The following is a 24,967-nucleotide window of genomic DNA, read 5'->3' as shown; positions in this document are numbered from 1 at the left end:
CGCGTTACTGCCGACCTTCTCAGCAGTAGTCTTCCGTGCAGTTCCGCAGCCTGATTTCGCCACCCTTTCCAAGAGTGGCCGTCACGGACATGTCGCGTGGGTTCAGTCCGCTCAGTCTGGCGGCGCGCAGGAGTTCCGGTGCGAAGTCCACCTCGATCGTGGTGAAGGACTGGGGAGCGAGCGCGACTGTCACGTCGAAGGAGACCGAGATCGACGCGACTTCCGTCGGGCCGCAGCCTGGTACTCGGATCCTGCCATCCACCGGCAGGCTGGCGGCCCCTCCGCTGCGAGCGGATTTCGCTGCGCCGGCCTCCTCGTCGGTTACCTCCTCGGCCGAGACCTCTTCCTGCGCCGAGCCGATGAACCGCTGATCCCGGCCCGACTTCAGATCCACCGCGCCTGTGATGGTGTAGGTGTGCCGGCCCTCTTTTCCCTGGCCATGGCAGTCAATCCGCACTCTCCGTTGTGACGTCACTTCCAGGTGGGTTACCAATCTGGGCCGGGCAGACGGGTTCTCGATCACGATCCGGGCCCGCCGGTAGCTCCGCTCAACCGGCGTGGTGGGCGAGGTGGGTGGCGGCGCCACCGCGAGGACCTGTTCGATCCCCGAGTCGTCATCGGGCCAGCCGAACGCCTTGTGCAGGACGAAATTTCGCCCGGCGGGCACCGCGACGGCCATCACGGTGCCCAGCAAAACAGCTACGGAGATGACCCTCAGCGACAGTACGAGGTGACGGGGGTGCCCCGCCAGGCCGCCGCGGATGGTGTGCCACAGGGTCAGGGCCGGCAGTGCCACCAGGAGCAGCACGCCGAGCAGCGTGGTGGAGACGGGCCTCCCGGCCAGCAGTGCAGCGGGAACCCCGGCGGCGGCGGTGACCAGCGTGACGGCCCACATGATCCGGTGATCGCGGCTGTCCTCTGGCCGACCCTGGCGATCATCGGTCATGTCGCCTCCGTGGCTGCTTGCGTCATCCATACGTCGAAGCTGATTCCACGTTACAAGCAGGGAGGAAATTCTCAGGGGCACGGCGCACTGCCCGCCCTGGCCTCAATCCGGCCGGCCGACTCTCCGCAGGCAGCCAAAGGTCGACATCAATGTCAAGCGCGTTTCAGAAACCTCCGAAACGCGTCTGTCGGCGCCCGGTCGGTACGTCCCCCAACTCCGGGTCAGCGACGGCACCGTCACCCAGAGCACCCCGGTCGTCCTCGACGTCCGGTCGTCCTGCTAGGCGGCTGCTGGCGCCCCCGCGCCGTCGAGGCGATGGACGCCAGCAGCGCCGACGTGTTACTCGTGGCGTGGGCCGAGCTGGCTGATCTCGTACCCGTCGGGGTAGCTCTTGGTCTTGATCCCGTCGACGAACAACGCGGTCGCCCGTGGCGCTCCGAACCACCGTTGCCACCGCGAGCGCGTCTTCAAGGCCACGTGCAACCCGGCTCGGACCGGCCAGGCCGGCCTGTCGACCCGCGTCGCGCGCCGCAGCGGCGCGTCGTACATGGCGCTGACCAGAGCGTTTCCCAGGGGCGCGAGCATCCGCGGGATCCGGGTGAGCATCAGCGTACGCGTGGCGCGTTCGATGGCCGCCGCGTCATCGTTGGGCTGAAGGTGAACCGCGTCGTGCGCGTCGAACCAGGTCTCGAACTCGTCGTACGACCCGGGAATGTCGGTGATGCCCATCCGTCGGCCGAGTTCCCGGTAGAACAGGTACGTGGCGTGACGTTCGTGGCAGCAGGGTGGGCGCCAGCCGTACTCCTGCAACCACCGGGTGGGGATCACGACCAGGCAGCCGAGGACGTAGCGGAAGTCGTCGTTGCTGATGTCGTACGGGCGGTGGAGCTGGTTGACGCGCCGCAACGCGTCGCGGCCCCGAGGCTGGTCGAAGCCGTTGAGCACCATCTCGTACATCAGCAGGCCGGTGTCGTCGATCCGCTGCTGGGTGCGTTCGGTCAGCTCGCCCGTGGCGGTGTGCACGGCGGCGATGGCGGGGATGGAGAAGGACCTGTTGAAGGCGAGGTTGAGCCCGAGCTTCAGGTCCCACGGAAACTCGTAGCGCAGCATCGTCTGGTAGATGTCCAGGTAGTCGCGCTCCGGGTCGAGCGCGCGGGTACGGGCCAGGTTGTCGTAGCGGCCTCTCATCGGCGGGGGTCTCCAACTGTGGGATGTGGGGTGCCCGGAGCGGCGGGTTCTCGGGTCGCCGCTTGTTGGTGGGGGTCGCTGGGCCGCTCCGGCGGAGGAACGTTCTTCTGCCGGCGGCGCAGCGACAGTGGCGCCGGACGTCACCCGGGAGCCGGCTCACGTGTCAGGTTCCTCCGCCGGGCCGTGCCCACCCGTCCAGGTGACGGTGGTCAGCCGGGCGCCGAGTAACCGTCGCGCCCTGGCGGCCTGCCGCGGGTTCGCGTTTACCAGCACGGGCTGCTCGGCAGCGCGGAGGATGGGCAGATCCGACAACGAGTCGCTGTAGGCCACCCGCCACGGCGGAGTCACCCCCTGGGCGGCGAGCTGAACCATCTTGGTCGCCCCGTGGTTGTGCACGATCAGCCTCGGCCCGTGAATGCGCGAGGCCACGAGCTCGACCCCGGCGAGACCTGTCGCGTCGAGCACCGTACGCGCCAGGGTGTGCTCACACGCCGTCACCACGATGACCCGGTCGCCTGCGGCGAGGTGGGTACGGATCATCCGCAGACCGGCCCCGATGATGCGCCCGGGCTCCCCGGTGCCGTGGGCGGTTCACCATGGGCCGAGTGTACGGGTGGCCGGGACGTGTCAGGCGACGTCGGAGGCGCGGCGGCAGACCTTCCTGGCCGCCGCGCTGATGGTGGTCGGGGCGGTGGTGTTCATCGCCGCCACCGCTGGCTGGCGCGCCGCCACGTCGGGCTACGACGGCAGCGGCGCGCCAGCCAGCCGCGCTCAGTACGGGTATCCGGGGATGTTGAGCCGCACGCTGTACAGCCCGGAGTCGCCCCACGGACCCGACGTGATGTAGAGGGTCTGCCGGTCCGGGCCGCCGAACGCCACGTTCGTGGTGCCGGAGTTGCCGGGCCGGATCGTGCCGAGCTGGGTGCCCGTGGGGGAGTAGACGTGGACCAGGGAGTCCCCGCCCGAGGTCCAGTACACGTTGCCGGCGCAGTCGATCGTGCCGCCGTCCGGACCGCCGATGTAGTTCACGAAGACGCTGCGGGCGCCGATGCTGCCGTCGGGCTGGACCACGTACTTGTAGATCTTGTTCTCGGAGTAGGCGCCCACGTACAGCGCGGACCCGTCCGGGGAGAGAGAGATGCCGTTGGGTTGGCGCAACCGGTCGTCGACAAGCGACACCTGACCGTTGGAGACGCGGAAGACGCTGGTACGCCCGCTCATCTGGTCCGGGCGGTTGCCGCGCTGGAAGTTGGGGTCGGTGAAGTAGACGACGCCGTCGGAGCGGACCGCGACATCGTTCGGCGAATTGAACGCCCGGCCCTGGTAGTTGGCCGCGACGGTGCTGCGGGCCCGGTCGCTCAGGCGGTACGCGGACACGCTCCGCTGGTCGTGGGTGGCCGCGACGAGCTGCTGGGCGTCGGCGCTGAGCGCCAGGCCGTTGCTGCCGGCGTTGGCGATGAACGTGTCGAAGGCCGCCGGCGGGGTGAACCGGCGGATCGTCGACGGCTGGACGTTGTACGGCCCGGTGCCGCCGGCCATGTCGGACATCAGCAGGTAGCCACCGTCGGCGACCCAGACCGGCCCTTCGAGGAACGTGAATCCGCCCCGGATCCGTGGGGCCGTCAGGGTGCTGGCCGGCAGCGGTGGGCCGTAACTGGCCCCCGTCGGGCAGACCCCGGGCGGTGCGCCGGGCGGACCAGCGAGCGCGGCGTGAGCGCTGACCTGCTCGGCGTTGGCGGCAGCACCGGCGGGCAGTGTGGTGGCGCTGACCGCGAGGCACAGGCCGGCCAGTGCGGCAATGGTTGGACGCCAGGTCATCGATTACTCCAATCGGCGTCGAGGGTTGCGATGGCCGGCGTGCGAGGTCGGTGGCTGGCACGGCGTGAGGGCGGGCCGTCGACGTGGATATTCGGGAGCCTAGGTCATTGACCAGCGACCCGCAGCAATCTTTCGCCGTCGTCTCCGAAACGGATCGGGGCCCACACACAAAGACGCAGGTCAATGCCAAAGAGCGCCGGAGAATCCTTCCGGTACGACCACAGTGGACAAATCAGCGGTGGCCCGGGTCGTCGGGCCGGACGCGGGGAAATAGGCTCGGGTCATGACTGGCCTGCTCAGTGGTGCCCCAACCGCCGTCAACCCCCTCCGCCAGCTCACGATCGACCAGCTCCGGCAACGGACGAGCCTCAAGTGGAGGGAGTACCCCGACGACGTGCTGCCCCTCTGGGTGGCGGAGATGGACGTGCCCCTGGCCGAGCCGGTCGCCCGGGCGATCACCGACGCCGTCGCGCGCGGTGACACCGGCTACACCGCCGGCACGGCGTACCCGCAGGCGTTGGCCGAGTTCGCCGCGCGGCGGTGGGGTTGGGACGGGCTGGCCGTGGAGCGCACCGCGCTGGTGCCCGACGTCATGCACGGCGTCGTCGAGGCACTGCGGCTGGTCACCGAGCCGGGGGACGTAGTGGTCGTCAACTGCCCGGTCTACCCGCCGTTCTACGAGTCCGTGGCGCACGCCGACCGCCGGATCGTGGAGGCGCCGCTCGGCGAGGACCTGCGGATCGACCTCGGCACGCTGGAGGACGCGTTCCGGCGGGCCCGCGCCGGTGGACGGCCGGCGGCGTACCTGCTCTGCAGCCCGCACAACCCGACCGGCGTCGTGCACAGCGCGGCCGAGCTGACAGCCGTCGCCGGTCTGGCCCAGCGGCACGGGGTGCGGGTGGTCGCCGACGAGATCCACGCGCCGGTGGTGGCTGGGGGAGCGCGGTTCGTGCCGTACCTCTCGGTGCCCGGCGCGGAGAACGGCCTGTCGCTGATGTCGGCCTCCAAGGGGTGGAACCTGGCCGGCCTGCGCGGTGGGCTCCTCGTCGCCGGTCCGGCCGCGGCCGAAGACCTCGCCCGCGTCCCGTTCGGGGTCAGCGTCAGCACCAGCCACCTCGGCGTGATCGCCCACACCGCTGCCTTCCGCGACGGCGGCGAGTGGCTCGACACCCTGTTGACCGGCCTGGACGACAACCGTCGGCTGCTCTCCGCGCTGCTCGCCGAGCACCTGCCGGCCGTCCGGTACCAACCCGGTCAGGCCACCTACCTGGCCTGGCTCGACTGCCGCGCCCTGGGCCTCGGCGACGACCCGGCCACCGTGTTCCTCGACCGTGGCCGGGTGGCGCTCAACCCTGGATCGGCCTTCGGGACCGGCGGTGGGGGGCACGTGCGACTGAACCTGGCCACCGCACCGGAGCTCATCACCGAAGCGGTACGCCGGATGACCAGCGCCGTCGGCTGAGACCGGCCAGGTGTCGGTCGGTGGCTCTACGGTGTGCCCGTGAACGCCGTCCAGACGTACCGATATCTCCAGCCGTCCGCTCTGCGTACCGCTGGCCTCGACCTTCAGACCAGCGGCGGCCCGGCGGCCAATCCGCGCTTCTTCTCCGGGTTTCTCACCACCCCGGCAGCGGCGGCGGGCGGGCTGCTCGCCGTGGCCGAGGTGGCCCGCACCCGTTACCACCAGCCGGTCAGCCCGGCGAGCCTCGACCCGGTGGTGACGGGCAGCCGGGAGCGGCTGCGATTCGAGTCCTTCTCCGGCTGTTGCGGGGTGTACGCCCGGATGGACGTGCTCCCGGCCGGCTTCGACGGTGAGATCGCCGGGCACGGCACCACAAACGTGGACGTCAACCCGCCGCTGCGGGAGGCCCTCGCCCGGGTGGGTGGCATCGAGCCGTTGCACCTGGCCGTCGGCCCGGACGACCTCACCGTCTCCACCATGGAGGGTGCGGTGGTGGAGCGGAAGGTCCCGCTGCCGGGGCGTTGGATGCGCGGTTTCGCCGAGGTGCACGTGCTCACCGCCGGGTTCGAGCCGCGCGCGGAGATCCCCGCCGCCGAGGCCACGGCGTTCCTGCGCCGGTTGCCCGGGAGCAGCGACCGTTCGGTGCTGTGGGCGGTGCCGGCCGGGCGTACCCTCCGCCTGACCTCACGCCCGACGCCGGGGGCGGTCTGTCTGGCCGGCGCGGGGCGGCTCGCGGCGCTACGCGGGCTGCTCCGGCACGCCCGCACCCTGCGGGTGTACGGGCCAGCGGTGCGTGCTGGCTCACCGGCGGTGCCGAGCACGTGGGAACTGGACACCGGGTCCCTGCGGCTGTCGCTGACCCTCTCGCCCGAGCCGTACCGGGGCTTCTCCGGCGAGGGGGCCGCGTTGCTCGCGCTCGCCGGCGACGAGGTGATCGACGACGCGGAGCTGGTCGGTGCCCTGCTCTCCTGGGATCCGACGATCGACGTCGCCGCGCTGGCTGAGGCGACCGGCCTGTCCGACGACCGGGTCCGCGCGGCCCTGGCCCAGCTCGGCACCGCCGGCCGGGTCGGCTACGACGTCGCCGACGCCGGGTACTTCCACCGGGTCATGCCGCACGACGCTGGCCGAGCCGAGCGGGACAATCCCCGGCTGGTCGGCGCGCGCACGCTTGTCGAGCGGGGCGCGGTCCGCCGCGACGGCGATCATGCCACGGTACGCAGCGGCGACGACGACTACCGCGTCCGCCGACTTCCCGACGGGAACCTCACCTGCACCTGCCGGTGGTGGGGGAAGTACCGGGGACAGCGCGGCCCGTGCAAGCACGCCCTCGCGGTGTCCATGCTGGCGGAGGTGGCGGTGTGACGGACTTCTTCAGGGCACTGAGCCGCGGCGATGTGACGACCGTCGGGTCGATGCTGCACACCCTGGACGATCCGGCTCGGCGGGCGCTCGGTGACGAACTGATCGCCCATGTCCGACAACGGCGCGACCACTGGGCGTGGGGGAGTGAGGCGACCGCGCTGGCGGTCGCCGCGGTGGGCACGCTGAGCACCGCGACGAAGGCCGCCGCCCTGCTCGGCAGGCAGTCGATCATGTTGACGGATGCCGACCCCGAGCCGGTGGTTGCCGCGGCCCGACAGCGAGGAGTGCCCTGGCTGGCCGACCTGGCGTACCGGCTGGCCGAGCGGCTGCCCCGCAGCCGAGCGTGGGACGGTTGGCGCTTCGTCGCCGGGCTGTTGCTGGCGGAGAAGGTGCCGCCGCCGACCGGCGACGCGTTCGTCGTCGGCTGGGCGCAGTCGATGTGGTGGCAACGGTCGTCCGACGAGCAACGGCGGGCACCGCTGCTCGACCGGCTGCGCGCCGACCCGTTCCTGGACGTGCTGCTGCCGCGCCTGTTCGATGTCGACGGGATCGGCACCGACCTGGGGTTCGGCGGCGGCGGGCGGGCGGTGCCCGCGACGCTGGCGGCACTCGCGGCGGAGGGGCGGCTCGACCGGGCCGTGCTCCTGGACGGGGTGCTGGGTCGGCTGCTGCGCGGTGACCGGCCGGGCGCGCTGCGTCCGTTCCTCGCCCTGCACGAAGAGCTTCGACCCAGCCCGGACGAGGTGGCCGTGCGGGCGAGCGGATACCTGCGGTTGCTCGCCGACGGGCCCGGGCCGGTGGCCAGCCTCGCGCAGCGAGCGCTGCGCGACGCGGACGGGCCGGTGGAGTTCGAGTCGTTGCTGGACACCTCGCGGGTCGTGCTGGGCCGGCCGGAGAAGACCTTGGTGCGGGCACAGCTGTCCTGGCTGGACCGACTGGCCCGGCACAACCCCGATCGGGCGGCCGACATCGCCGAGGTCCTCGCCTCGGGCAGCGAACACCCGGCCGCCGACCTGCGCGACCGCGCGACGGCGTTGGCCCAGCGGTACGGCCACCGGCCGGTCGCCACTGTCACCGTGAGGGTGGCCGGCGACGAGCTCCCCCCGCCGGTGTCGCCCGCGCTCGCCGCACCGCCGATCACCGAGGTGGACGAGCTCGTCGAGGAGGTCTCCGGGCTGCTCACCCCACGCCGGTCCGCGTTGACAGTGGAACGGGTCCTGGACGGGCTGGTTCGGTTGACCACCACCGACCGGGACCGGCTGTCCACCGCCCTGCTGCCGGTGCTGCGGCGGGGCCAGGTGGGTGCCTGGGACAACATGTGGTCGCAGTTCAACGTGTCGGTCCAGCTCAACGGCGTCCTGCTGGCCGCCGCCGCGCCGTCCGAGGCGACCAGCCGCCGCGACCAGTGGTCCAGCATCCTCAGCCAGTTACTGCCCCGGACGTTGCGCCCGTTCCGCCGCCGGTCGGCCGCCGACCCGCCGCTCCAGTCCGCGCTCACGCTTGTCTACTGCGCCCGGCTCGCGGAGATCGGACAGCGCCTGGACGGGCGGGACGACCCCGGCCTGCTGGCCGCCCCGACCTGCGTCACCGGTGCCCTCGACCCGACCGCGCTCTACGAACGGGTGGCCGCCCTCGGCGACCGCCCGGTGTGGCGGTGGGATCTCACCCAGGCCCTGCTGCGACTGCCCGCCGGCGTGGACGAGTCGCTGGCGAGCCGGGCCGCCGCGCTCGGCACTGCGGCCGGCGACGAGCTGGCCGGGTGGCTGCGCGGTGACGCCCTGCCGGCAACGGTCCAGCAGTTGGTGACGGTCGACCGACGCGAGCGCAGGCACACCTACGACTTCGGCTACGACGGGCTACCCGTGCGGCGCACCCTCGTCACGACTGCCCCACCCGAGGAGGTCGCGGATCCGCTCGGGCTGCTCACCGTCCGGGCACGGCCGATCGGACGAGGGCCGGGCGACTCGAGCAACCTGTGGCCGGCGCTGCTACCAGGGCACCGGGGGCTGGTCGCCGCCCACCTGCTGCCCGAGTTCGCCAGCGCGGCGCAGCAGGACGCCCAGGATGCCGCCACGATCCTGCCGGTACTCGCCGAGTGTGCCGGCGCGGGTGGTCCGGCGCTCGACCTGGCGCTGGCCTACGGGCTGTGCGCCCGGCACGAGGTGGACCGGGTGGCGACCCTCGACGCCCTGCTGATGCTGGCGGCCGCTGGTGACCTCGATGCTCCGGGTGTCGGCGGCCAGTTGGGCGCACTGGCGGCCGACGGCCAGGTGACGCTGACCAGGGTGGTCACACCGCTGCGCGACGCGATCGCCGCCGGTGCCCGGCTGAGCGTCTGGCGGTTGCTCGCCGCCGCGTTGCCACCGATGCTGGCGGCGCCGGCCCCGCCTCGCGGCACGCCCGACCTGCTGGCCCTGGCGGCCGAGACGGCCAGGTCCACCGGCGTGCTCATCGAGGTGCCGGGGCTGGCGGACGTGGTGGCGCGCGGCGGCACGAGTCGGTTGGTGACCGAGGCTCGCCGACTCGCCACCGCACTGACCGCCTGAAAGCTGCTCCGCCCGCACCGCGGCCGGGCCGGGACACCACCGGCCCGGCCGCGTCGGTCGAATGGTCTGGCTTCCGACCGTACTTTGACGGGGACGCAACCTGATGGTCGTCCGGTCCCGTCGAGCTTGCGGAGGAGGGAGCCTCGATGGTGGATGCCGAGGGTGAGTTCGTGGAGTACGTCTCCGCGCGACTGCCGAGCCTGCATCGGACCGCGTTCCTGATGTGCGGCGACGCCCATCTGGCCGACGACGTGGTGCAGCAGACGATTACCGCGCTCTACGTGAACTGGCGCCGGGTCAGCCGGGCCGACAACGTCGACGCGTACGTCCATCGGATGCTGGTGCACAAGCTCGTCGACGAGAAGCGGTTGAGCTGGGCGAAGGTCCGGCTGCTGGGGTCGATGCCGGAGCCGGAGCGCTCGCCGGTGACGCCACAGGACGATCTGGCCGAGCGGGACAGCCTGCTCGCCGCGCTCGCTCGCCTCCCGCGCGGGCAGCGCACCGTGCTGGTCCTGCGGTTCCTGTGCGACCTGTCGCTGGCCGACACGGCCGCCGCGATGGGCTGTTCCGAGGGCAACGTGAAGTCGCAGACGGCTCGGGCGCTGGCGGCCGTCCGCCAGGTGCTCGACGTCACCGAGATGTCAGTGAGGAGTCCGAGATGACCACGGTGGACGATCAGCGGATCGCCGAGCTGCTGCGCTCGGTGCCGGTGCCCGAGCCCCGGGTCGACCTGGGCCGGGCGGTCCGCGACGGCCGGCGGCGCCGCCAGCGTCGCCGCGTCGGCGGGATCGCGGCACTGACGGTGCTGGCCGGGGTCGGCGTCGTCGGCGCTGTCCAGGTCGGCGGGACCGCCGGCCCGCCGGTTCCCACCCCGCCGGCGCTCGCTGTGTCACCCGGCGCAAGCGGGTCGGCCGTCCCGCGCCCGCCACTCACCTGCCAGGCGTCGTGGTTGTCGCAGCCGATCGGGGGTCCGGTCGCGGTGGCCAACAGGGTCGACCCCAGCGGGCGGCACATCGTCGGCGACATCGGCACCGGGCAGGAGGACGGACGGGTCGTGCTGTGGACCGACGGCCGGCCGGTCGTCCTGCCGGCGGCCGCGCGGCACGCGGCCGCGGTCAGCACCCGTGGCGATGTGGTCGGCACCGACGGCGACGGTACCGGCTGGCTGTACCGGGACGGGAAGCTGCGTTTTCTGGCCACTCCACCCGGCTACGACGCGGTGCTCGTGCACGCCGTCAACGGTCGGGGCGACATCGTCGGCACCGCCCGCAGGTCCGACGACTCGCACCAGGCTGTGCTGTGGTCGATGGACCAACCCCAGAAGTACCGGCTGGTCGGCCAGCGGGGGTCGTCCGCGACCGGGATCACCGAGGACGGCACGGTGGTCGGCACCATGGGCGATCAGCCCTACCGGTGGACTCCGCAGGGCGTCGGGTCGGCGCTGGCGGTGCCCGACGGCTACCCGCGGGCGTCGGTCGACTCGGCGCGGGGCGAATGGGCGATCGGCATGGTTCCCGGCGGCAAGCGCAGCGGCGCCGTGCAGATGCTGCCGGTCCGGTGGAACCTCGCTACCGGGGCGGTGAACCTGTTGCCCTACCCCGGGGCGAACGGCGTTGCTGGTAATGGTGAGCTGCTGGTCAGCGACGGTGCGCCGCTGGTCGTCGCCCCGGATGGCACCTCCCGCCGGTTGCCGGGCCACCCCGAGGTCCGGGCGACCGAGGCCGGCACGTACACGGCCGAGGGAATCAGCGACGACGGTCTGACGGTGGTCGGGGCGGTCTACGAGAAGCAGGCGTATCGGCCGCTGGTGTGGCGGTGCACGCGCTGACGTGGTGAGTCCACCGTGGGGGCGTGCCGTCCGGCTCGTTTCAGCCGACCGGGTCCGTGGGTACGCTCCCACCGGCTGATCACCCGATCAACGGAGACTCCTCGTGATTATGGCTCTGCTGCTCGACCTCGCCAACATCGTCGGTGGCTTCCTGCTCGCCGTGGCGGTGCTGCGGCTGCTGCCACGAGTCGGCGACGACCTGGGCCGCCTCGCCGGTCGGGCCGCCCCGATCGCGTGGGTGGTCGGCCTCGTGGCACTGGTGACCGGCGGCTACTACCTGATCGTCCACCTGGTGTCCGGGCCCCGGGTGTTCCACTTCGAGGTGGTGGGGATCGGGGTGGGGCTCGCCCTGCTGTGGGGCCGACTGACCGGGCGGTCGACGCCGCGCGACGATCGGTCGGACGGCGCCACCGGGGTCCGGCTGTTGCTCGCGATCTTCGGCCTCATCGCGATCGTCGTCGGCGTCCAGGGGCTGTTCACCCCGGACGGCTGACCGCGCGTCACCGGGTCAACCGGTGGTGGACGGCCGCGGCGCCCAGGTGCCCGCGGCGCTGGCGACCAGGAGTATCACCGCTGGTAGGAACGCACCACCGATGCCCAGCCCGAGCAGCAGGCCCCAGCCGGTGATCACGAGCGCGGCCACCAGATCGGCGACCAGGGTCAGCCGACCGACCCGCTGGGCGAGAACGGGCAGTATCGCCGCGACGACGGGAACGCCGAGCAGATAGCCGGCCGCGGCGCCCGAGTCGTCCACAGTGAAGGGAGTCAGCACGGCGGCCACCAGCACGGTGATCGCCAGGGCCGACCATCTGAGCACCGACCGAGCGTCGGCCGGCTTGCCGACCAGGACCACGAGACCGACTAGCAGGACGCCCACGATCGCGCCGACGGTCGCCAGACCAATCATCTCGTACTCCTCGGCCGTCGCGGGAGGCCCTTCATCGAAGGCGGCGGATCGTCGCCTCCTCGTCCCACGATACGGCCGGTCGGGCCAACTGCACGAGCTCCGGCCTCCTGATCGTTCCGGGCGGTGCGGGGCTGGCACCGGTGCCGGTGGGCTCGCTCGCTACCGCCGGGCCGCCGTGCGGAGAATGGCGTCGAGGCCCTCCTCGAACAGCAGGTCGTCGTCCCATCGCGTGTCGTCGAGGTGGCCCGAGGCGTCGAGGGTCGGATAGGCGTTGGCGCTCGCCACGACGTGGGCGCGGGCCGCGGCCCTGGTTTCCGGCTCCGTGGTTCGTCGCCAGGTGGCTTCGGTGAGCGAGGCGCCGATGACGTAGTTGGCCAGCAGGCGCGTCGCCACCGCGAGGTGCAGCCCGCTACGGCCGCCGCGTACCAGCGCCGATTGCAGAAACTCGGTGCGGGCCAGCACGTTCGGACCGAGCATGGGGCGGCCGACGAGCCCTGCTGCCCAGGGATGGTCCAGAATGGCGCCGCGCCAGGCGCGAACGAGGACGCGGATGTCCTCCAGCCAGCTGTCGCTCGCGTCCGGAACGGGCACATCGCCGAAGATCCGGTCGACGGCCAGGTCCAGGACGTCGTCCTTCGTCCTCACGTGCCAGTACAACGCGGTCGCCGTCACGTCGAGCCGCTGCGCGAGGCAGCGCATCGTCAGGCCCTCGGCGCCAAGCTCGTCCAGCACGATCACTGCCGCGTCCACGATGCGATCGAGGGTCAGGGGTGGCTTCCTCCGCGCCCGCAACGGCGCTGCGCGCAGCCATACCGGCGGCGCGGCGTGATTGTCCGGTCGCGCCGTCGAGGGCGAGGTGGACATGCCGGGGTCGACGGGGGGCATGGAGGCATCCTAAACAGATGGACAGGCAATTTAACGGCGGTAAGGTGGTTGTTCGTAGGAAAGTTGGAGTGACGGTTGCGCAAGGAGGTTCCGACGTGCCTCTCCTGCGAGTCCACCTCGACAGTGACCGCGCCACCGCCCGTCGGGTGCTGCAACTGCATCACGAGGGCAGAATCCATCACGAGTCGCGGGAGGCCGCCCGGGAGTAGGCGTGGCGTCAGGGCCGCACCCCGGCCGGTGACCCGGTCTTCGTCGGCATCACCAACGGCCGCCGTGATGTGCAGTTGCTCTACGACGTCGAGGTCTACTCCGACGCAACCCGTTGAGCAGGGGTCAGCCCGCGTCCAGCACCTCCCGCAGCCGCGCGGCGAACTCCTCGGGCTTGCCCGCGTAGCCGAACTCGCCGCCGAGGAACCCGCCGTGGTGGCTCGGGAACACCACGGCCTCCTGGCCGAGCAGCGCCGCGAGGCCCAGAGCGGTGCGGGCGGTGTACGTGCCGGCCGACTCCTCGCCGACAGCGACCACGATCCGGGTGGGAGCGGCGGTGAGCAGCCCCGCGTCGGGGCGGTAGTCGGTGATAGCCCACGAGTTCTGCGACAGCAGCGGGTCATCGCGGCTGCCGTCGTCGTCGGCGGTCATGCCGAACATCGCCGGGTCGGGGGTGGGCTGGGCGAAGTAGGCATCGGTGAACTCGCCCTGCCAGGAGGTCATCGCGATGAACGCGGCCATCCCCGCGCCCGAGCCCTTCGCCTGGTACGCCTCGTAGAAGCCGGCTCGGGCGCGCTCGGCGGCCGTGGCGTCGGGGAGCACGGCGTTGATCGGCGGTTCGTGCGCCACCAGGGTGGCGACGTCACCGGGGTGGGTGGCGACCAGTTCGAGTGCGGTCACCGCGCCGCCGCTGCTCGCGAACAGGTCGACCGGCCCGACGTCGAGCGCCTCGACGAGCGCGTGCAGGTCGGCCGCCTGCTGCTGCGGCGTGTGGTCGGACCGACCGTCCTTGCGGACGCTGCGGCCCAGGCCACGCGGGTCGTAGGTGAGGACCGTGCGGTCCGTGAAGTGCGGGGCGAGGGCGGTGAAGCCCTCCGCCGTCATCGGCTGGCCGATCATGAGCAGCGCACGATGGGCGCCAGTGGGAGGGAGCGGGCCGCGGACGTCGTAGACCAGGTCGACGCCGGGAATGACCAGGGTGTGCGTCTGGATGTCCTGCATCCGATGAGACTACGGCCGGCTGGCCGGTGTCAGGGTGCCTTGAGGACGGCGAGCCATCCGGTTCTTCGGGACGGCGCTCGTGCGTCGGGCGCTACCGACCGGTGGCGCGGCGGATGGTCGCGGCCATCTGCGACGAGTCGTGGCCGGACTCGACCCCGTCAACGAGGATCACGTCGCCGGTGAGGTGCCTCGTCCGCAAGGGCTTGATCTCCTGATAGGCGCTGGACCGGTACCAGGAGCGGGCCTGGTTCAGGTCCGGAAACTCGATGACGATCACGTCGCCGGGCCAGTCGCCCTCCAGCACGTCGACGGCACCGCCGTGGACGAGGAACCGGCCAGCGAAGGGTGCGAGGGTGGCGTCGATTCGCTCCAGGTACGTCAGCACCTCGTCGTGGATGGGTGCCTTGCGGAGGTGCGCGAGCGCGTACGCGGTCATGATGGTCCGTCCTTTGCGTCTGGTGCGGTGACCTGGGTGGCAGGGGCCGGCGATCGGCGTGGGTCGCCGCCGTACCGGATCGGTCGTGCCGGGACAGATTTTTCCGGTGTCGTGGTGGGCTGTCGATTACCTGGCAGGTAATGGCCGGGGTGCCGGCGCGGAACTAGGGTCGGTGAGTGACGATCTCAACTCGGCCGAAGCGACCGGTGGGGGAGCTGCTGCGCGACTGGCGGCGGACTCGCGGGATGAGCCAGCTCGACCTGTCGATCGAGGCGGGAGTGTCGGCCCGGCATCTGAGCTTCGTCGAGACCGGCCGGTCGCGGCCGAGCCCGGACCTCATCCTGCGGCTGGCCGAGCACCTGGAGATGCCGCTGGCCGAGCGCAACACGATGCTGCTGGCCGGCGGTTACGCGCCGGCCTACCCCCGCCACGAACTGGGGGACCCCGAGTTGGCGCCGGTACGGGCCGCCGTACGGCAGATCCTCGACGGTCACAGCCCGTACCCCGCGCTGCTCGTGGACCAGCACTGGCACCTCGTCGACGCCAACCCTGCCGTCGCCCTGTTCACCATGGACGCGCAGCCGCACCTGCTCACCCCACCGATCAACGTGCTGCGCCTCAGCCTGCACCCCGACGGCCTGGCACCGCGCATCGTCAATCTGCCCGAATGGCGTGCCCACCTGCTGAAACGGCTGCACCAGCAGGCGACGTCAACCAACGACCCGACCCTGTACGACCTGCATGAGGAGCTGCGCGGCTATCCCGGTGGCGACGTCGACACGACACCGGCCAGCGATGTGCTCTCACGTGTTCTCATCCCGCTCCGATACCGGCACGGTGACCAGGAGCTGTCCTTCGTCAGCACCACGACCCTCTTCGGTACGCCGCGGGATGTCACAGTCGCCGGGCTGGCCGTCGAGGCGTTCTTTCCCGCTGACTCGGCGACCACGCAAGCCCTCCGAGCCCGTGCCGCGTCGTGACCAGGGCTGCTGTCGTCACCCGGTGGGAACGGGCGGCGGCTGACGGAGCGCGTCGTCGATGATGCCGGGCATCCGCCGGGCCACTCCCGCGAGGAGATCCGCGACCTGGACGCGCGGATCGTCGCGGGAGTCGACCATCACCAGCCCCGCCAGGGGTGACACGCCGTCCGGCAACGCCTCAGCCCGGTCGACGCCGGCCGCCGACGCGTCGCCGTTGGCGGCCAGCACCCGCTGAAGGCGGGTCAGCCGGTCGGCCGTCAGGGCGCTCTGCTCGTCGTGGGTCACCAGCACCTGCCGTTGGCCGCCGCTCCAGGACAGGACCGTTTCGGCCAGCGCCGGCAGCAGCGGTTCCAGCGGGGGAGGGACCGTGCGATCGTCGACGTCGAGCCGGGCCACCATGGCCCGCACATGGTTCGGGCGGAGCCCGTCGAGGACGGCGTCGGCCACCGTGCCGAGGCCGTGTCGCCGCAGCGCGTCCCGGGCCTGGAAGAACCGCCGCACCGTCTGGACGACCGGAAGTCTCCGCTTCATCCGGACCAGGTCGACGAACGCCGACAGGAAGGCATCCCAGTCGCCTCCGGTCGGTCGTCCGGCCTCGTGCAGGGCGAGAGCGGCCGGATGGTGCTCGCGAGCCAGGCGGGTGCCCGCCGCGTACGACGGCTCGGTCAGCAGGAAGTCCACGATCCGGGTGACGAGGAAGAACTCCTTGTCGATGAGGTGGACGTGCGCGCGGCCGGCCAGCGCCGCCAGGAACCACTCCAGTGCCTCCTGCGCACCCGAGCCGCGCAGAAACCGGCCGGACTTGAGTTCGTGCGGCGAGAACCGGAACCCGGACCGCAGGGCGGTGATGAGCGCGACCGCCTCGTCGACGACCAGGTCGACGCTCGCGTGCGTGATCACCGGGGCGGTCGAGTGCAGCAGGTTCGTACCCGAGAAACCCGACTCGTCGCAGGCGATCTCCACGACGGCGCCGACCACCACCGCGCCGCCCGGCGGTAGTCCGCCCTGAAGAGGCGATCTCACCGCCGTCCTCCCGCCATGCCGCCCATGGTCACCCGCCTGCCGGCGGAGGACAACCCGATTGCGGACGCGACGCGCCGGGCGGCGGCCAACGCACGGTGTCATGGCGGATCCACGGTCGTCACCGTTCGTACGGTCACGGTCTCCAGAGATCACCACCTCCGCCAAGCAGCTTGATAGGTTGGCCCACAAGTAGCGGGTACGAGGGTCAGCACCTGGCAGCTCACCGGCGAAGGGGGTCAGTGGTGTCCGGCTTCCGCTCCAGCTGGCCGGTCCGCTGGGCGTTGATCGTCGGCACTCTCGTCGTCGCGGCCTGCGGATCGGGTGACGCCGAGGTTGCCTACTGGAGCAACGGCGCGGGTCAGGACAAGGCCGTCGAGTCGTACGCGGGGTCCGAGCACTGTGGTTGGCAGGATCTGACCTTCCTGCACATCACCTGGCCGCTGCCGGGTCAGACCGGCCCGGCGGCGAACCGGCAGTACGTCCGGGACCCCTCGGGACGGCTCGCTGCGCAGGTCCGCGCCAGCTACGCCCCGGGCGCCGAGTTGCCGGCTGATGCCCGCACCACCGACTACACCGGCCCGGACGGGCAGCAACTGTGGTTGGCGGCAAGCGACTCCGACAACCTGGCGTACGTGGTCTACCCGGGTTCCGAGCGGGTAGAGGCCTGGCCCCGCACGACGCAGACACTGGGTTGCGACTGATCGTCTCCACCGACAGAGGAGCCCGGACCGGTGCAACAGCCGGTCCGGGCTCCTCGGTCGGGAGGCTGCGTGCCGCGTCGACGCCACCCGACCGTTCAGTGGTCGCTACAGCCGACCTCGTCGCCGATCTCTGGCGGTATGCCGAACGGGGTGCATTCGAGTGCGCTGCCCTCGCCCACCTTCTGCCACCCACCGTTCGAGTGCTTGAACAACAGCACACCGTCGCCCTGCATCCCGGGGTCGACGGCGATCACACCGGCAGTGGCCCACTGCCTGGCGCACCTGATCTGATCCCTGTCGATCCGGTGGGTGCTGCTGTCCAACCCGGAGGCGCGCTGGAGGGTCGTCGCGCTCACCGGACAGACGGCCCGGGCGGTGTCGGGTGACGCGCTGCGGGTCGGTGACGCGCTGACGGCGGTGGACGGGGTCGCGGGCGAGGTGGGTGCGGCGCTGGCCGGTGGCGTGTTGCTCGCCTCGGCGGCGGGAGTGGGGGCGGTGGCGGTGCAGGCGGCCAGGCCGGCCAGCGCGGCGACGGGCAGGAGGGCGCGGAGCGCGGTCAGTGTCATGGCTCCTCCGAGTGACGCATCGATCGGGATTTCCCACTACACGTCCGTGGGCCCGGCGGGGTTGCGCTGCCGTTTCGAGGGTGTACGTCGGAGCTGGTGCCAGCGGCATTCGGCCGCTCGTCTCCGTACATCTGATGTATGGCCATCGGGGTGGGTGGCCGTGGGCGTCGATCTGGCGAATCACAGTGCCGTGCCGCCTCGGTCTGCCGCTGTTCACCCGCCCGTTCGTCTCGCTGACCGGCCAGAGGGGCCGCGCGTCCACCTATCGATCGACCGTTGCCTATTCTGTGGCCTCGGAGTAACCTTCCCGAAACACATCAGATGTCTGGCTCGCCAAGGCCCGGCGTCGGCCTGCTCAGGCAGGGTCCCGGTTGGCGCCACCAAGCGGATCCCCATGTCGAGTCCCATAGTTGTCACGCTTCGGGGTGGCCGGACTGGTCACCGTTTGGAGGATCGATGTCAGACCTGACCCGACGGCAAGCCCTCAAGATCGGCGCGGCCGGCGCGGGCGGCGCTCTCCTGCCGGTGCCGTGGACCGCCGTGGCACGAGCTGACTCGGTGGCGCCGCCGCAGGTGTTGGCCGCCGGGGACATGGCCCTGTGGTACGACGAAGGGGCCGGCACCGACTGGCTGCGGGCGCTGCCCATTGGCAACGGCCGGCTCGGCGCCATGGTCTTCGGCAACGTCGACACCGAGCGACTTCAGCTCAACGAGGACACCGTCTGGGCCGGCGGTCCGCACGACCCCAGCAACCCCAGGGGCGCGGGAGCCCTCGCGGAGATTCGCCGGCTGGTCAACGCGAACCAGTGGACCCAGGCCCAGGATCTGGTCAACCAGACCATGATGGGTAACCCCGGCGGCCAGTTGGCCTACCAGACGGTCGGCAACCTCCGCCTCGCCTTCGGATCCGCCAGCGGAGCCTCGCAGCACAACCGGACGCTCGACCTCACCACCGCCACCGCCACGACGACGTACGTGCTGAACGGCGTCCGTCACCAGCGGGAGGTGTTCGCCAGCGCGCCGGACCAGGTCATCGCGATCCGCTTGACCGCCGACCGGACCGGCTCGATCAGTTTCACCGCCACCTTCGACAGCCCGCAGCGCACCACGGTGTCCAGCCCGGACGGCACCACGATCGGTCTCGACGGTGTCTCCGGAAACATGGAGGGCGTCACCGGCGCGGTCCGCTTCCTCGCCCTGGCCAACGCGACAGTCAGCGGCGGCAGCGTGTCCAGCTCCGGCGGCACCCTGCGGGTGACAAACGCCAACAGCGTGACCCTGCTGGTCTCCATCGGCTCCAGTTACGTCAACTACCGCAACGTCGGCGGCGACTACCAGGGCATCGCCCGGCAGCGCCTCACCGCCGCGCGGGCCAGCAGCTACGACCAGCTGCGCAGCCGGCACGTGGCCGACTACCAGGCGTTGTTCGGGCGGGTCACTCTCGATCTGGGCCGCACTTCCGCGGCCGACCAGACGACGGATGTCCGGATCGCCCAGCACAACAGCGTCAACGACCCGCAGTTCTCGGCGCTGCTGTTCCAGTTCGGGCGGTACCTGCTGATCTCGTCCTCGCGGCCCGGCACCCAGCCGGCCAACCTCCAGGGCATCTGGAACGACTCGCTGGCCCCCTCCTGGGACTCGAAGTACACGATCAACGCCAACCTGCCGATGAACTACTGGCCGGCCAACACCACCAACCTGGCCGAGTGTCACAACCCGGTCTTCGACATGGTCAGAGACCTCGCCGTCACCGGAGCGCGGACCGCCCAGGTGCAGTACGGCGCCGCCAGTGGCTGGGTCACCCACCACAACACCGACGCGTGGCGGGCGACCGCGGTGGTGGACGGCGCGTTCTGGGGCATGTGGCAGACCGGTGGCGCCTGGCTGTCCACGTTGATCTGGGACCACTACCTGTTCAACGGCGACATCGAGTTCCTGCGGACGAACTACCCGGCCATGAAGGGCGCGGCGCAGTTCTTCCTCAACACCCTGGTGACCGAGCCGACCCTCGGTTACCTGGTGACCAACCCGTCGAACTCGCCGGAGCTGAGCCACCATTCGAACGCCAGCATCTGCGCCGGCCCCACCATGGACAACCAGATCCTGCGGGACCTGTTCGACGCATGCGCCCGGGCGAGCGAGATCCTCGACGTGGACAGCACCTTCCGGGCGCAGGTCCGCGCCACCCGGGACCGGCTCCCACCCATGAAGGTCGGCTCGCGCGGCAACATCATGGAGTGGCTCTACGACTGGGTGGAGACCGAGCCCAACCACCGGCACATCTCGCACCTGTACGGGCTGGCACCCAGCAACCAGATCACCAAGCGCGGCACACCGCAGCTGTTCGAGGCGGCCAGGCGGACCCTGGCGCTGCGCGGCGACGACGGAACCGGCTGGTCGCTGGCCTGGAAAATCAACTTCTGGGCTCGGATGGAGGAGGGCAAGCGGGCGCACGACCTGATCCGCTACCTCGCCACCACCGCGCGACTCGCGCCCAACATGTTCGACCTGCACCCACCGTTCCAGATCGACGGCAACTTCGGCGCCACCGCCGGCATCGCCGAGATGCTGTTGCAGAGTCACACCGGCGAGCTGCACGTCCTGCCCGCGCTGCCGCCGGCCTGGCCGAGCGGGCGGGTGACCGGCCTGCGCGGTCGGGGTGGGCACACGGTCGGCGTCACCTGGGCGAGCGGTGTGGCCACCGAGATCCTCATCCGACCGGACCGGTCCGGCACTGTCCGCCTGCGCTCCCGGATCCTGACCGGCACCGTGACTGTGGTCGACACCGCCGACGGTACGGCGGCCCGGACCACCCGGATCGAGTCCGACCTGATCGACGTCACAGTGTCGGGCGGACGCACCTACCGGGTCACCAGTTCCGGGGTCGCCACACCGACGCTGGAGCAGAGCTTCAGCAACGTCGGCATCACCAGCGACAGCAACACCAACGTCGGCAACTTCGACGGCGGCGGGGCGTCGCTCTCCGCGCAGGCCCTGGCGCAGGCCGGCGCCAGCCCGGGCGGCACGATCAGCCGCAACGGGGTCAACTTCCGCTGGCCCAACGTCAGCTCCGGGGCCGCCGACAACGCCATCGCCTCGGGCCAGACCATCGGCGTGACCGGCACTGGCAGCACGCTCGGTTTCCTGCTGACCGGCACCTACGGCGCGGTGTCCGGGACCGGCACGGTCGTCTACGCCGACGGCACCCGCCAGACGTTCACGCTGAGCACGCCCGACTGGTACGGCGGGCCGCACTCCGGGGGGACCGCAGCCATCGTGTCCGCCTACCAGAACCGGCCCAACAACACCCGCCAGGCCACCGCGGCCTGCATCTACTACGTGGGCGTCGCGTTGCAGAGCAAGGCGGTGGCCTCGGTGGTGTTGCCGAACATCAGCGCCCGACCCGCGACGAACGTGCCGACCATGCACGTCTTCGCCATCGCGATCGGGGGCTGACGGCAACGGATCCTGCTCGGGGGAGCGTGACCGGGCCCGTCCCAACTTGGGGACGGGCCCGGTCACGGCTTCCGGTGCCGCTCACCAGCACATCGACATGCCGGGCCAACCATCGCGCATGCTCAGCGGATGCGCTCGCCTCGGCTCTCGATCCGGAAGTAGTCGAAGGCGACGGCGAGGTCGGTGGACGTGCCGGCCCGGTTGAAGGCCAGCAGCCCAGCCTTCGTCGGCTCCACGTTCAGCGTCTGGGAGCCGATGTAGCGGTAGACGCTTCCGTCGGTGGAGTAGTAGGCGCGGTAGCTGTCGCCGATCTTGGTCAGTCGCAGCCAGATGGCGCCGTCGGCCCCGACGATCCGCTGGGCGTCGGCACCGGTGATCTCCAGGGTGGACGCCGTGCCGTTCTGTTCGCGCAGGAAGACGATCCGGGTCTTGTTGACGGCCGCTGTCGCGTTGCCCATCTCCCAGGCGAGCTTCACGTAGTTGTCGTCGTCCGCGTACCCGAGCACACCGCCCTGCTCGTTGTTGGCGGCGAGTGGGCGGGAGAAGACGACCCGGGACTCGGCCGTCCAGTCGCCGTCGACGTCCTGCAGGGCCAGGTTCCGCGCGGTGTTGGCGTTGCCCTGGAGGTCGCCCTGCTGCGCGGTGACGACCAGGGACCCGTCGGTCAGACGCCGGCTGCTCTCGTCCGGACGGACCCACTGCCACTGCGGGCCGAGCTGGGTCGAGTCGAACTCGTCGCTGCCGGTGAGGGTGGTGTTCAGGTCCACCGTGTAGACCGACGACGCTCCGCCGTTCGTGACGGTGACCCGAGCCTGACCGGTGGGGCCGGTCGCCTGCTCGACAGTGACCGAGGCGGCGGGGTCGGCGGTGGTGGCGGTGACCGTCGGCACTGTGGTGGTGCCGGCCGGCACGAGGGCGTTGTAGCGCAGCACCGTCGGCGCGAAGGACGTCAGGCGCTTGCCGCCGACCCGCAGGGTCGTCAGCGTCGTGTCGGGCACCAGATTGAAGACGTAGTTCTTCACCAGGGGGCCGAAGAAGCCCTCCGTCGTGACCTTGACGACCGCCTGACCGGGTACGGCGGACGCCTGGGAGACGATCTCGTAGCGGGCTTTCCGGTCGGCCGTCCGCACCTTCGTGATGGTCGGCGACGCCCCGGCCGGCACCGGGATGGTGTACGAGGCGTCCGACAGGTTGAAGCCGCCGAACGTCTTCCCGTTCACGACGATCGTCGCCGACAGCGGTGCGTCGTCGACCGGGATGTCTCGCCCGCTGAACTCCTTCCAGTAGTTCACCGACGTGTCCCGCCAGTCGGCGGCGTCCGCCTCGTGGACCGCCAGCTTGGCGCGTACCTCAGCGAACCGGCGTGCGTCGATGTCGGGCCGGAGCGCGTCCCAGGTCTCCCGCATCCAGGTCACGTACTGCACGCCCATCTGGTAGCGGTAGACCAGTTCGTCCCAGAACGTCCGGCCGCTGTCCATCCGATGGCCCCACGGCACGTGGTGGAACCACATCAGCAGGTTCTCCGGAACCGAGTCGATGTTCCCGTAGCGCCGCTGCAAGCGGGGAAAGTACTGGGCGGCCAGGTTGCTGCCGGTGGGGGAGCGGTCGAAGCCCAGACCGACGCTGTCGGCCTTGTTGTAGTAGATCGGGCTCCAGTCGTCGCGGCCCGCCCAGTCGGCGGGGTCGGGACGGTAGTGGACGCCCTCGGCGAACTGGTGGCCGATGCCCAGCGGCGTCTGGTAGCTGACCAGCGACTCCCACGACCCCATCATCATCGCGCGGATGGTGTCGACGACGCGCCGGTCGTTGCTCCAGGTCATCCGCGTCCAGTCGGTCGCGATGTCCGCCGAGTCGAGCGTCCAGTCCCACGCCTGGCGTCCGAAGGCGAACAGGTTCGCCTGGGCGAAGTGGTGCCCGGTCAGGTTGTCGGCGTTGCCGAGGTTGGCGACACCCACGATGGCGGTGTCCGGGTGGTGCTGGGCGGTGCCGTCGACGATGTTGCCGACCAGGCGCTTCTTCAGCAGCTTCCCGTTCGCGTCGGTCGCGTACGTGTCGGTCTTGAGGATCTCCTCGTACATCGGGCCGAGGTACGCCAGCATCCAGTTCTGGCCGGTGTACTCCTGCGTGATCTGGAGTTCCAGGGCCTGGTTGGTGTTCTCCATCCGGCCGAACATCGGGTGGATGGGCTCCCGGGCCTGGAAGTCCAGTGGCCCGTTCTTGGTCTGGAGGAACACGTTGTCGGCGAAACGTCCCCGGCTGCCGTCCGGCTGGACCTCGTCGTCGATCGGCCCGAACTCCAGGTAGGCCCGCTTGAGCCGGTCGTTGTCGACCTCGGCGTTGTAGACGAACGTCCGCCAGTGCACTGTCATCCCGAGCGGCGCCACTGCTGCGGCGATGGCGTTGGCGCCGTCACCGTGGTCGTACCCGAAGTCCTGTGGCCCCGGCTGGCCCTCGGAGTTGGCCTTGACGGTGAGGCCCATGAAGTCCGGGATCGCGGCCTGGATCTGCTGGGCCCGGCGGTGCCACCAGCCCCGGAAATCCGCGCCGTACGGGTCGAGTTGACTGTTGGTCAGCGTGTCCGGTGCGAACCGGCTGTCGGTGGGCGCGGTGTAGCGGATCGACAGGCCCAGCCTGATCCCGTACGGGCGCAGCGCGTCGGCGAGGGCAGCCTCCTGCGCGATGCGGGCGCTGGTCAGGTACGCGTTGTCGGCGTTGACGTTGTTGATGGTGATGCCGTTGATGCCCAGGGACGCCAGCGCGCGGGCCATGACGAGGTAGCGGTCGAGGATGACGGGCAGGTTCCGGCCGGCGCTGGCCCCGGTCGCGGCGAAGTTGAAGATCGCCCCGCTCTCCCCGTTCAGCCCTCCGATTCCGGAGGCGTTGTTGCCCGCGTAGAGACGCTCGGTCTCCCAGTTGTTCAGCAACCGATGCTTGATCTTGGGTGACTCCGCGACGCGGAGGTGGTCGATGGGTTTCTGGGTCTGTAGCAGCCGGAGGAAGGCGAAGGTGCCGTACAGCGCGCCGAGGTCGGTGTTGCCGGCGATGACGGTGAACCGGGCCCTGCCCGTCGACACCGAGCGGACGAGGTAGCCCTCGTCGCCCACGGTGGTCAGGTCGCGGGTCGAGATGGTGCGGCCCACCAGCGGCGAACTCGCCGGAGTGCCCACCACGACCGCGCCGTCCGGGACCGAGCCGCCGTCGGCAGTCACCACGGGTGTCGGCTGACCGAGCAGCCCACCCAGGCCGCGGACCAGTTCGTCCCGGGCGGCGCCCAGCGTGGTCTCGACGAGCTTCTCGGTGGAACCGGGAGCCATGGCGAGGTCCGTCGTGTGCCGGTGGACCTTCGTGGTGTCGGCGTTCTCGACCACGATCGCCGTGGCCGCCCGGCGGTAGTCGCGCAGCAGTTTCGCGTCGTCGACCGGCACGTACCGCAGCCACAGGTCGGAGCCGTTGTAGTCGTCCGGCGACGGGGCCGCGGCGACCGGCGTGGTGGTGGCGACGGTGAGGGTGGCCGCGACGGTGGCGAGTGCCGTGCCCAGCACGATGAGGGTTCGCCGTAGCCGGGGCACCGAAGCTCGGTTCATCGCCATCTCCTCGTTCGTCCGCTGGGACGCCGTTCGGCCCGTCCGGCGAGCGCAACGACGTTGCTGG

The 24,967-nt window shown here is 71.0% G+C and carries 20 protein-coding genes; 9 read left to right on the top strand and 11 right to left on the bottom strand.

The window, feature by feature from the left end:
- Positions 1-19: 19 nt before the first annotated feature.
- From OH804_RS15295 to OH804_RS15280, 4 genes are all read right to left on the bottom strand, one after another.
- Positions 20-946, bottom strand: a complete 927-nt coding sequence (locus OH804_RS15295) for a hypothetical protein (protein ID WP_406065946.1) — start codon at positions 944-946, stop codon at positions 20-22.
- A gap of 339 nt (positions 947-1,285) precedes the next feature.
- Positions 1,286-2,134 (bottom strand): oxygenase MpaB family protein, encoded by an 849-nt coding sequence (locus OH804_RS15290; RefSeq protein ID WP_406065944.1) that lies wholly within the window; start codon positions 2,132-2,134, stop codon positions 1,286-1,288.
- A 156-nt stretch (positions 2,135-2,290) separates the two neighbouring features.
- Positions 2,291-2,674 carry a haloacid dehalogenase-like hydrolase gene (locus OH804_RS15285; RefSeq protein WP_406065942.1) on the bottom strand — a complete coding sequence of 128 codons (384 nt, stop codon included), beginning with the start codon at positions 2,672-2,674 and terminating at the stop codon, positions 2,291-2,293.
- A gap of 231 nt (positions 2,675-2,905) precedes the next feature.
- Complete coding sequence (locus tag OH804_RS15280; protein WP_406065940.1) at positions 2,906-3,952, bottom strand: SMP-30/gluconolactonase/LRE family protein; 1,047 nt, start codon at positions 3,950-3,952, stop codon at positions 2,906-2,908.
- A 283-nt stretch (positions 3,953-4,235) separates the two neighbouring features.
- Here OH804_RS15280 and OH804_RS15275 point away from each other — a divergent pair, with 283 nt between their 5' ends.
- The 6 genes from OH804_RS15275 to OH804_RS15250 all read left to right on the top strand — a co-directional run bounded on the left by OH804_RS15275 (position 4,236) and on the right by OH804_RS15250 (position 11,646).
- Positions 4,236-5,414, top strand: a complete 1,179-nt coding sequence (locus tag OH804_RS15275) for a MalY/PatB family protein (protein ID WP_406065938.1) — start codon at positions 4,236-4,238, stop codon at positions 5,412-5,414.
- A 39-nt stretch (positions 5,415-5,453) separates the two neighbouring features.
- The gene (locus tag OH804_RS15270) at positions 5,454-6,779 is read left to right on the top strand and encodes an SWIM zinc finger family protein (protein ID WP_406065936.1); all 1,326 of its coding nucleotides are present in this window, start codon (positions 5,454-5,456) and stop codon (positions 6,777-6,779) included.
- Positions 6,776-9,325 (top strand): hypothetical protein, encoded by a 2,550-nt coding sequence (locus OH804_RS15265; RefSeq protein WP_406065934.1) that lies wholly within the window; start codon positions 6,776-6,778, stop codon positions 9,323-9,325. Before OH804_RS15270 ends, OH804_RS15265 begins: the two co-directional genes overlap by 4 nt.
- 146 nt (positions 9,326-9,471) lie before the next feature.
- On the top strand, positions 9,472-9,987 hold the full coding sequence (locus OH804_RS15260; RefSeq protein WP_406065932.1) for a SigE family RNA polymerase sigma factor: 516 nt from the start codon (positions 9,472-9,474) through the stop codon (positions 9,985-9,987).
- Positions 9,984-11,153 carry a hypothetical protein gene (locus OH804_RS15255; RefSeq protein WP_406065930.1) on the top strand — a complete coding sequence of 390 codons (1,170 nt, stop codon included), beginning with the start codon at positions 9,984-9,986 and terminating at the stop codon, positions 11,151-11,153. The genes OH804_RS15260 and OH804_RS15255 overlap by 4 nt, the downstream gene beginning before the upstream one ends.
- Positions 11,154-11,262: 109 nt before the next feature.
- Positions 11,263-11,646 carry a hypothetical protein gene (locus tag OH804_RS15250; RefSeq protein WP_366339817.1) on the top strand — a complete coding sequence of 128 codons (384 nt, stop codon included), beginning with the start codon at positions 11,263-11,265 and terminating at the stop codon, positions 11,644-11,646.
- 15 nt (positions 11,647-11,661) lie between these two features.
- Here the strand turns inward: OH804_RS15250 and OH804_RS15245 are convergent, their stop codons facing one another.
- The 4 genes from OH804_RS15245 to OH804_RS15230 all read right to left on the bottom strand — a co-directional run bounded on the left by OH804_RS15245 (position 11,662) and on the right by OH804_RS15230 (position 14,590).
- Complete coding sequence (locus tag OH804_RS15245) at positions 11,662-12,060, bottom strand: hypothetical protein (RefSeq protein WP_406065928.1); 399 nt, start codon at positions 12,058-12,060, stop codon at positions 11,662-11,664.
- Positions 12,061-12,219: 159 nt separating this feature from the next.
- Positions 12,220-12,945 carry a TetR/AcrR family transcriptional regulator gene (locus OH804_RS15240; protein WP_406065926.1) on the bottom strand — a complete coding sequence of 242 codons (726 nt, stop codon included), beginning with the start codon at positions 12,943-12,945 and terminating at the stop codon, positions 12,220-12,222.
- A 333-nt stretch (positions 12,946-13,278) separates the two neighbouring features.
- Complete coding sequence (locus tag OH804_RS15235) at positions 13,279-14,154, bottom strand: alpha/beta fold hydrolase (protein ID WP_196922491.1); 876 nt, start codon at positions 14,152-14,154, stop codon at positions 13,279-13,281.
- A 91-nt stretch (positions 14,155-14,245) separates the two neighbouring features.
- A complete protein-coding gene (locus tag OH804_RS15230) occupies positions 14,246-14,590 on the bottom strand; it encodes a DUF1330 domain-containing protein (protein ID WP_196922492.1) in 345 nt (114 codons plus the stop codon).
- A 176-nt stretch (positions 14,591-14,766) separates the two neighbouring features.
- On the opposite strand from OH804_RS15230, the gene OH804_RS15225 reads away from it, so the two are divergent.
- On the top strand, positions 14,767-15,570 hold the full coding sequence (locus OH804_RS15225) for a helix-turn-helix domain-containing protein (protein ID WP_406065923.1): 804 nt from the start codon (positions 14,767-14,769) through the stop codon (positions 15,568-15,570).
- A 15-nt stretch (positions 15,571-15,585) separates the two neighbouring features.
- Here the strand turns inward: OH804_RS15225 and OH804_RS15220 are convergent, their stop codons facing one another.
- Entirely contained in the window at positions 15,586-16,593 is a 1,008-nt protein-coding gene (locus OH804_RS15220) for a hypothetical protein (RefSeq protein ID WP_406065921.1), read from the bottom strand.
- Positions 16,594-16,835: 242 nt separating this feature from the next.
- Between OH804_RS15220 and OH804_RS15215 the strand changes: the two genes are divergently transcribed.
- Positions 16,836-17,294, top strand: coding sequence for a hypothetical protein (locus OH804_RS15215; RefSeq protein WP_406065919.1), 459 nt, complete (start codon positions 16,836-16,838; stop codon positions 17,292-17,294).
- A gap of 95 nt (positions 17,295-17,389) precedes the next feature.
- Here the strand turns inward: OH804_RS15215 and OH804_RS15210 are convergent, their stop codons facing one another.
- Positions 17,390-17,860 (bottom strand): hypothetical protein, encoded by a 471-nt coding sequence (locus tag OH804_RS15210; RefSeq protein ID WP_406065917.1) that lies wholly within the window; start codon positions 17,858-17,860, stop codon positions 17,390-17,392.
- 456 nt (positions 17,861-18,316) lie between these two features.
- Between OH804_RS15210 and OH804_RS15205 the strand changes: the two genes are divergently transcribed.
- Positions 18,317-21,316 carry a glycosyl hydrolase family 95 catalytic domain-containing protein gene (locus OH804_RS15205; protein WP_406065915.1) on the top strand — a complete coding sequence of 1,000 codons (3,000 nt, stop codon included), beginning with the start codon at positions 18,317-18,319 and terminating at the stop codon, positions 21,314-21,316.
- A 122-nt stretch (positions 21,317-21,438) separates the two neighbouring features.
- On the opposite strand, the gene OH804_RS15200 is transcribed toward OH804_RS15205, so the two are convergent.
- Positions 21,439-24,900, bottom strand: coding sequence for an alpha-glucuronidase family glycosyl hydrolase (locus OH804_RS15200; RefSeq protein WP_406065913.1), 3,462 nt, complete (start codon positions 24,898-24,900; stop codon positions 21,439-21,441).
- Positions 24,901-24,967: the final 67 nt, after the last annotated feature.

The organism is Micromonospora sp. NBC_00860 (assembly GCF_045207375.1).
Taxonomy (GTDB): Bacteria; Actinomycetota; Actinomycetes; order Mycobacteriales; family Micromonosporaceae; genus Micromonospora; species Micromonospora vinacea.
This window is presented reverse-complemented; position numbering and strand designations above follow the sequence as displayed.

What these genes read in the sequence shown, in the direction of transcription:
- OH804_RS15250 (WP_366339817.1), top strand. Translation starts at nt 11,263, where the DNA reads ATGGCTCTGCTGCTCGACCTCGCCAACATCGTCGGTGGCTTCCTGCTC.
- OH804_RS15285 (WP_406065942.1), bottom strand. Translation starts at nt 2,674, where the DNA reads ATGATCCGTACCCACCTCGCCGCAGGCGACCGGGTCATCGTGGTGACG.
- OH804_RS15235 (WP_196922491.1), bottom strand. Translation starts at nt 14,154, where the DNA reads ATGCAGGACATCCAGACGCACACCCTGGTCATTCCCGGCGTCGACCTG.
- OH804_RS15205 (WP_406065915.1), top strand. Translation starts at nt 18,317, where the DNA reads ATGTCAGACCTGACCCGACGGCAAGCCCTCAAGATCGGCGCGGCCGGC.
- OH804_RS15295 (WP_406065946.1), bottom strand. Translation starts at nt 946, where the DNA reads ATGACCGATGATCGCCAGGGTCGGCCAGAGGACAGCCGCGATCACCGG.
- OH804_RS15240 (WP_406065926.1), bottom strand. Translation starts at nt 12,945, where the DNA reads ATGCCCCCCGTCGACCCCGGCATGTCCACCTCGCCCTCGACGGCGCGA.
- OH804_RS15260 (WP_406065932.1), top strand. Translation starts at nt 9,472, where the DNA reads ATGGTGGATGCCGAGGGTGAGTTCGTGGAGTACGTCTCCGCGCGACTG.
- OH804_RS15280 (WP_406065940.1), bottom strand. Translation starts at nt 3,952, where the DNA reads ATGACCTGGCGTCCAACCATTGCCGCACTGGCCGGCCTGTGCCTCGCG.
- OH804_RS15290 (WP_406065944.1), bottom strand. Translation starts at nt 2,134, where the DNA reads ATGAGAGGCCGCTACGACAACCTGGCCCGTACCCGCGCGCTCGACCCG.
- OH804_RS15210 (WP_406065917.1), bottom strand. Translation starts at nt 17,860, where the DNA reads ATGACACTGACCGCGCTCCGCGCCCTCCTGCCCGTCGCCGCGCTGGCC.
- OH804_RS15200 (WP_406065913.1), bottom strand. Translation starts at nt 24,900, where the DNA reads ATGAACCGAGCTTCGGTGCCCCGGCTACGGCGAACCCTCATCGTGCTG.
- OH804_RS15255 (WP_406065930.1), top strand. Translation starts at nt 9,984, where the DNA reads ATGACCACGGTGGACGATCAGCGGATCGCCGAGCTGCTGCGCTCGGTG.
- OH804_RS15275 (WP_406065938.1), top strand. Translation starts at nt 4,236, where the DNA reads ATGACTGGCCTGCTCAGTGGTGCCCCAACCGCCGTCAACCCCCTCCGC.
- OH804_RS15245 (WP_406065928.1), bottom strand. Translation starts at nt 12,060, where the DNA reads ATGATTGGTCTGGCGACCGTCGGCGCGATCGTGGGCGTCCTGCTAGTC.
- OH804_RS15230 (WP_196922492.1), bottom strand. Translation starts at nt 14,590, where the DNA reads ATGACCGCGTACGCGCTCGCGCACCTCCGCAAGGCACCCATCCACGAC.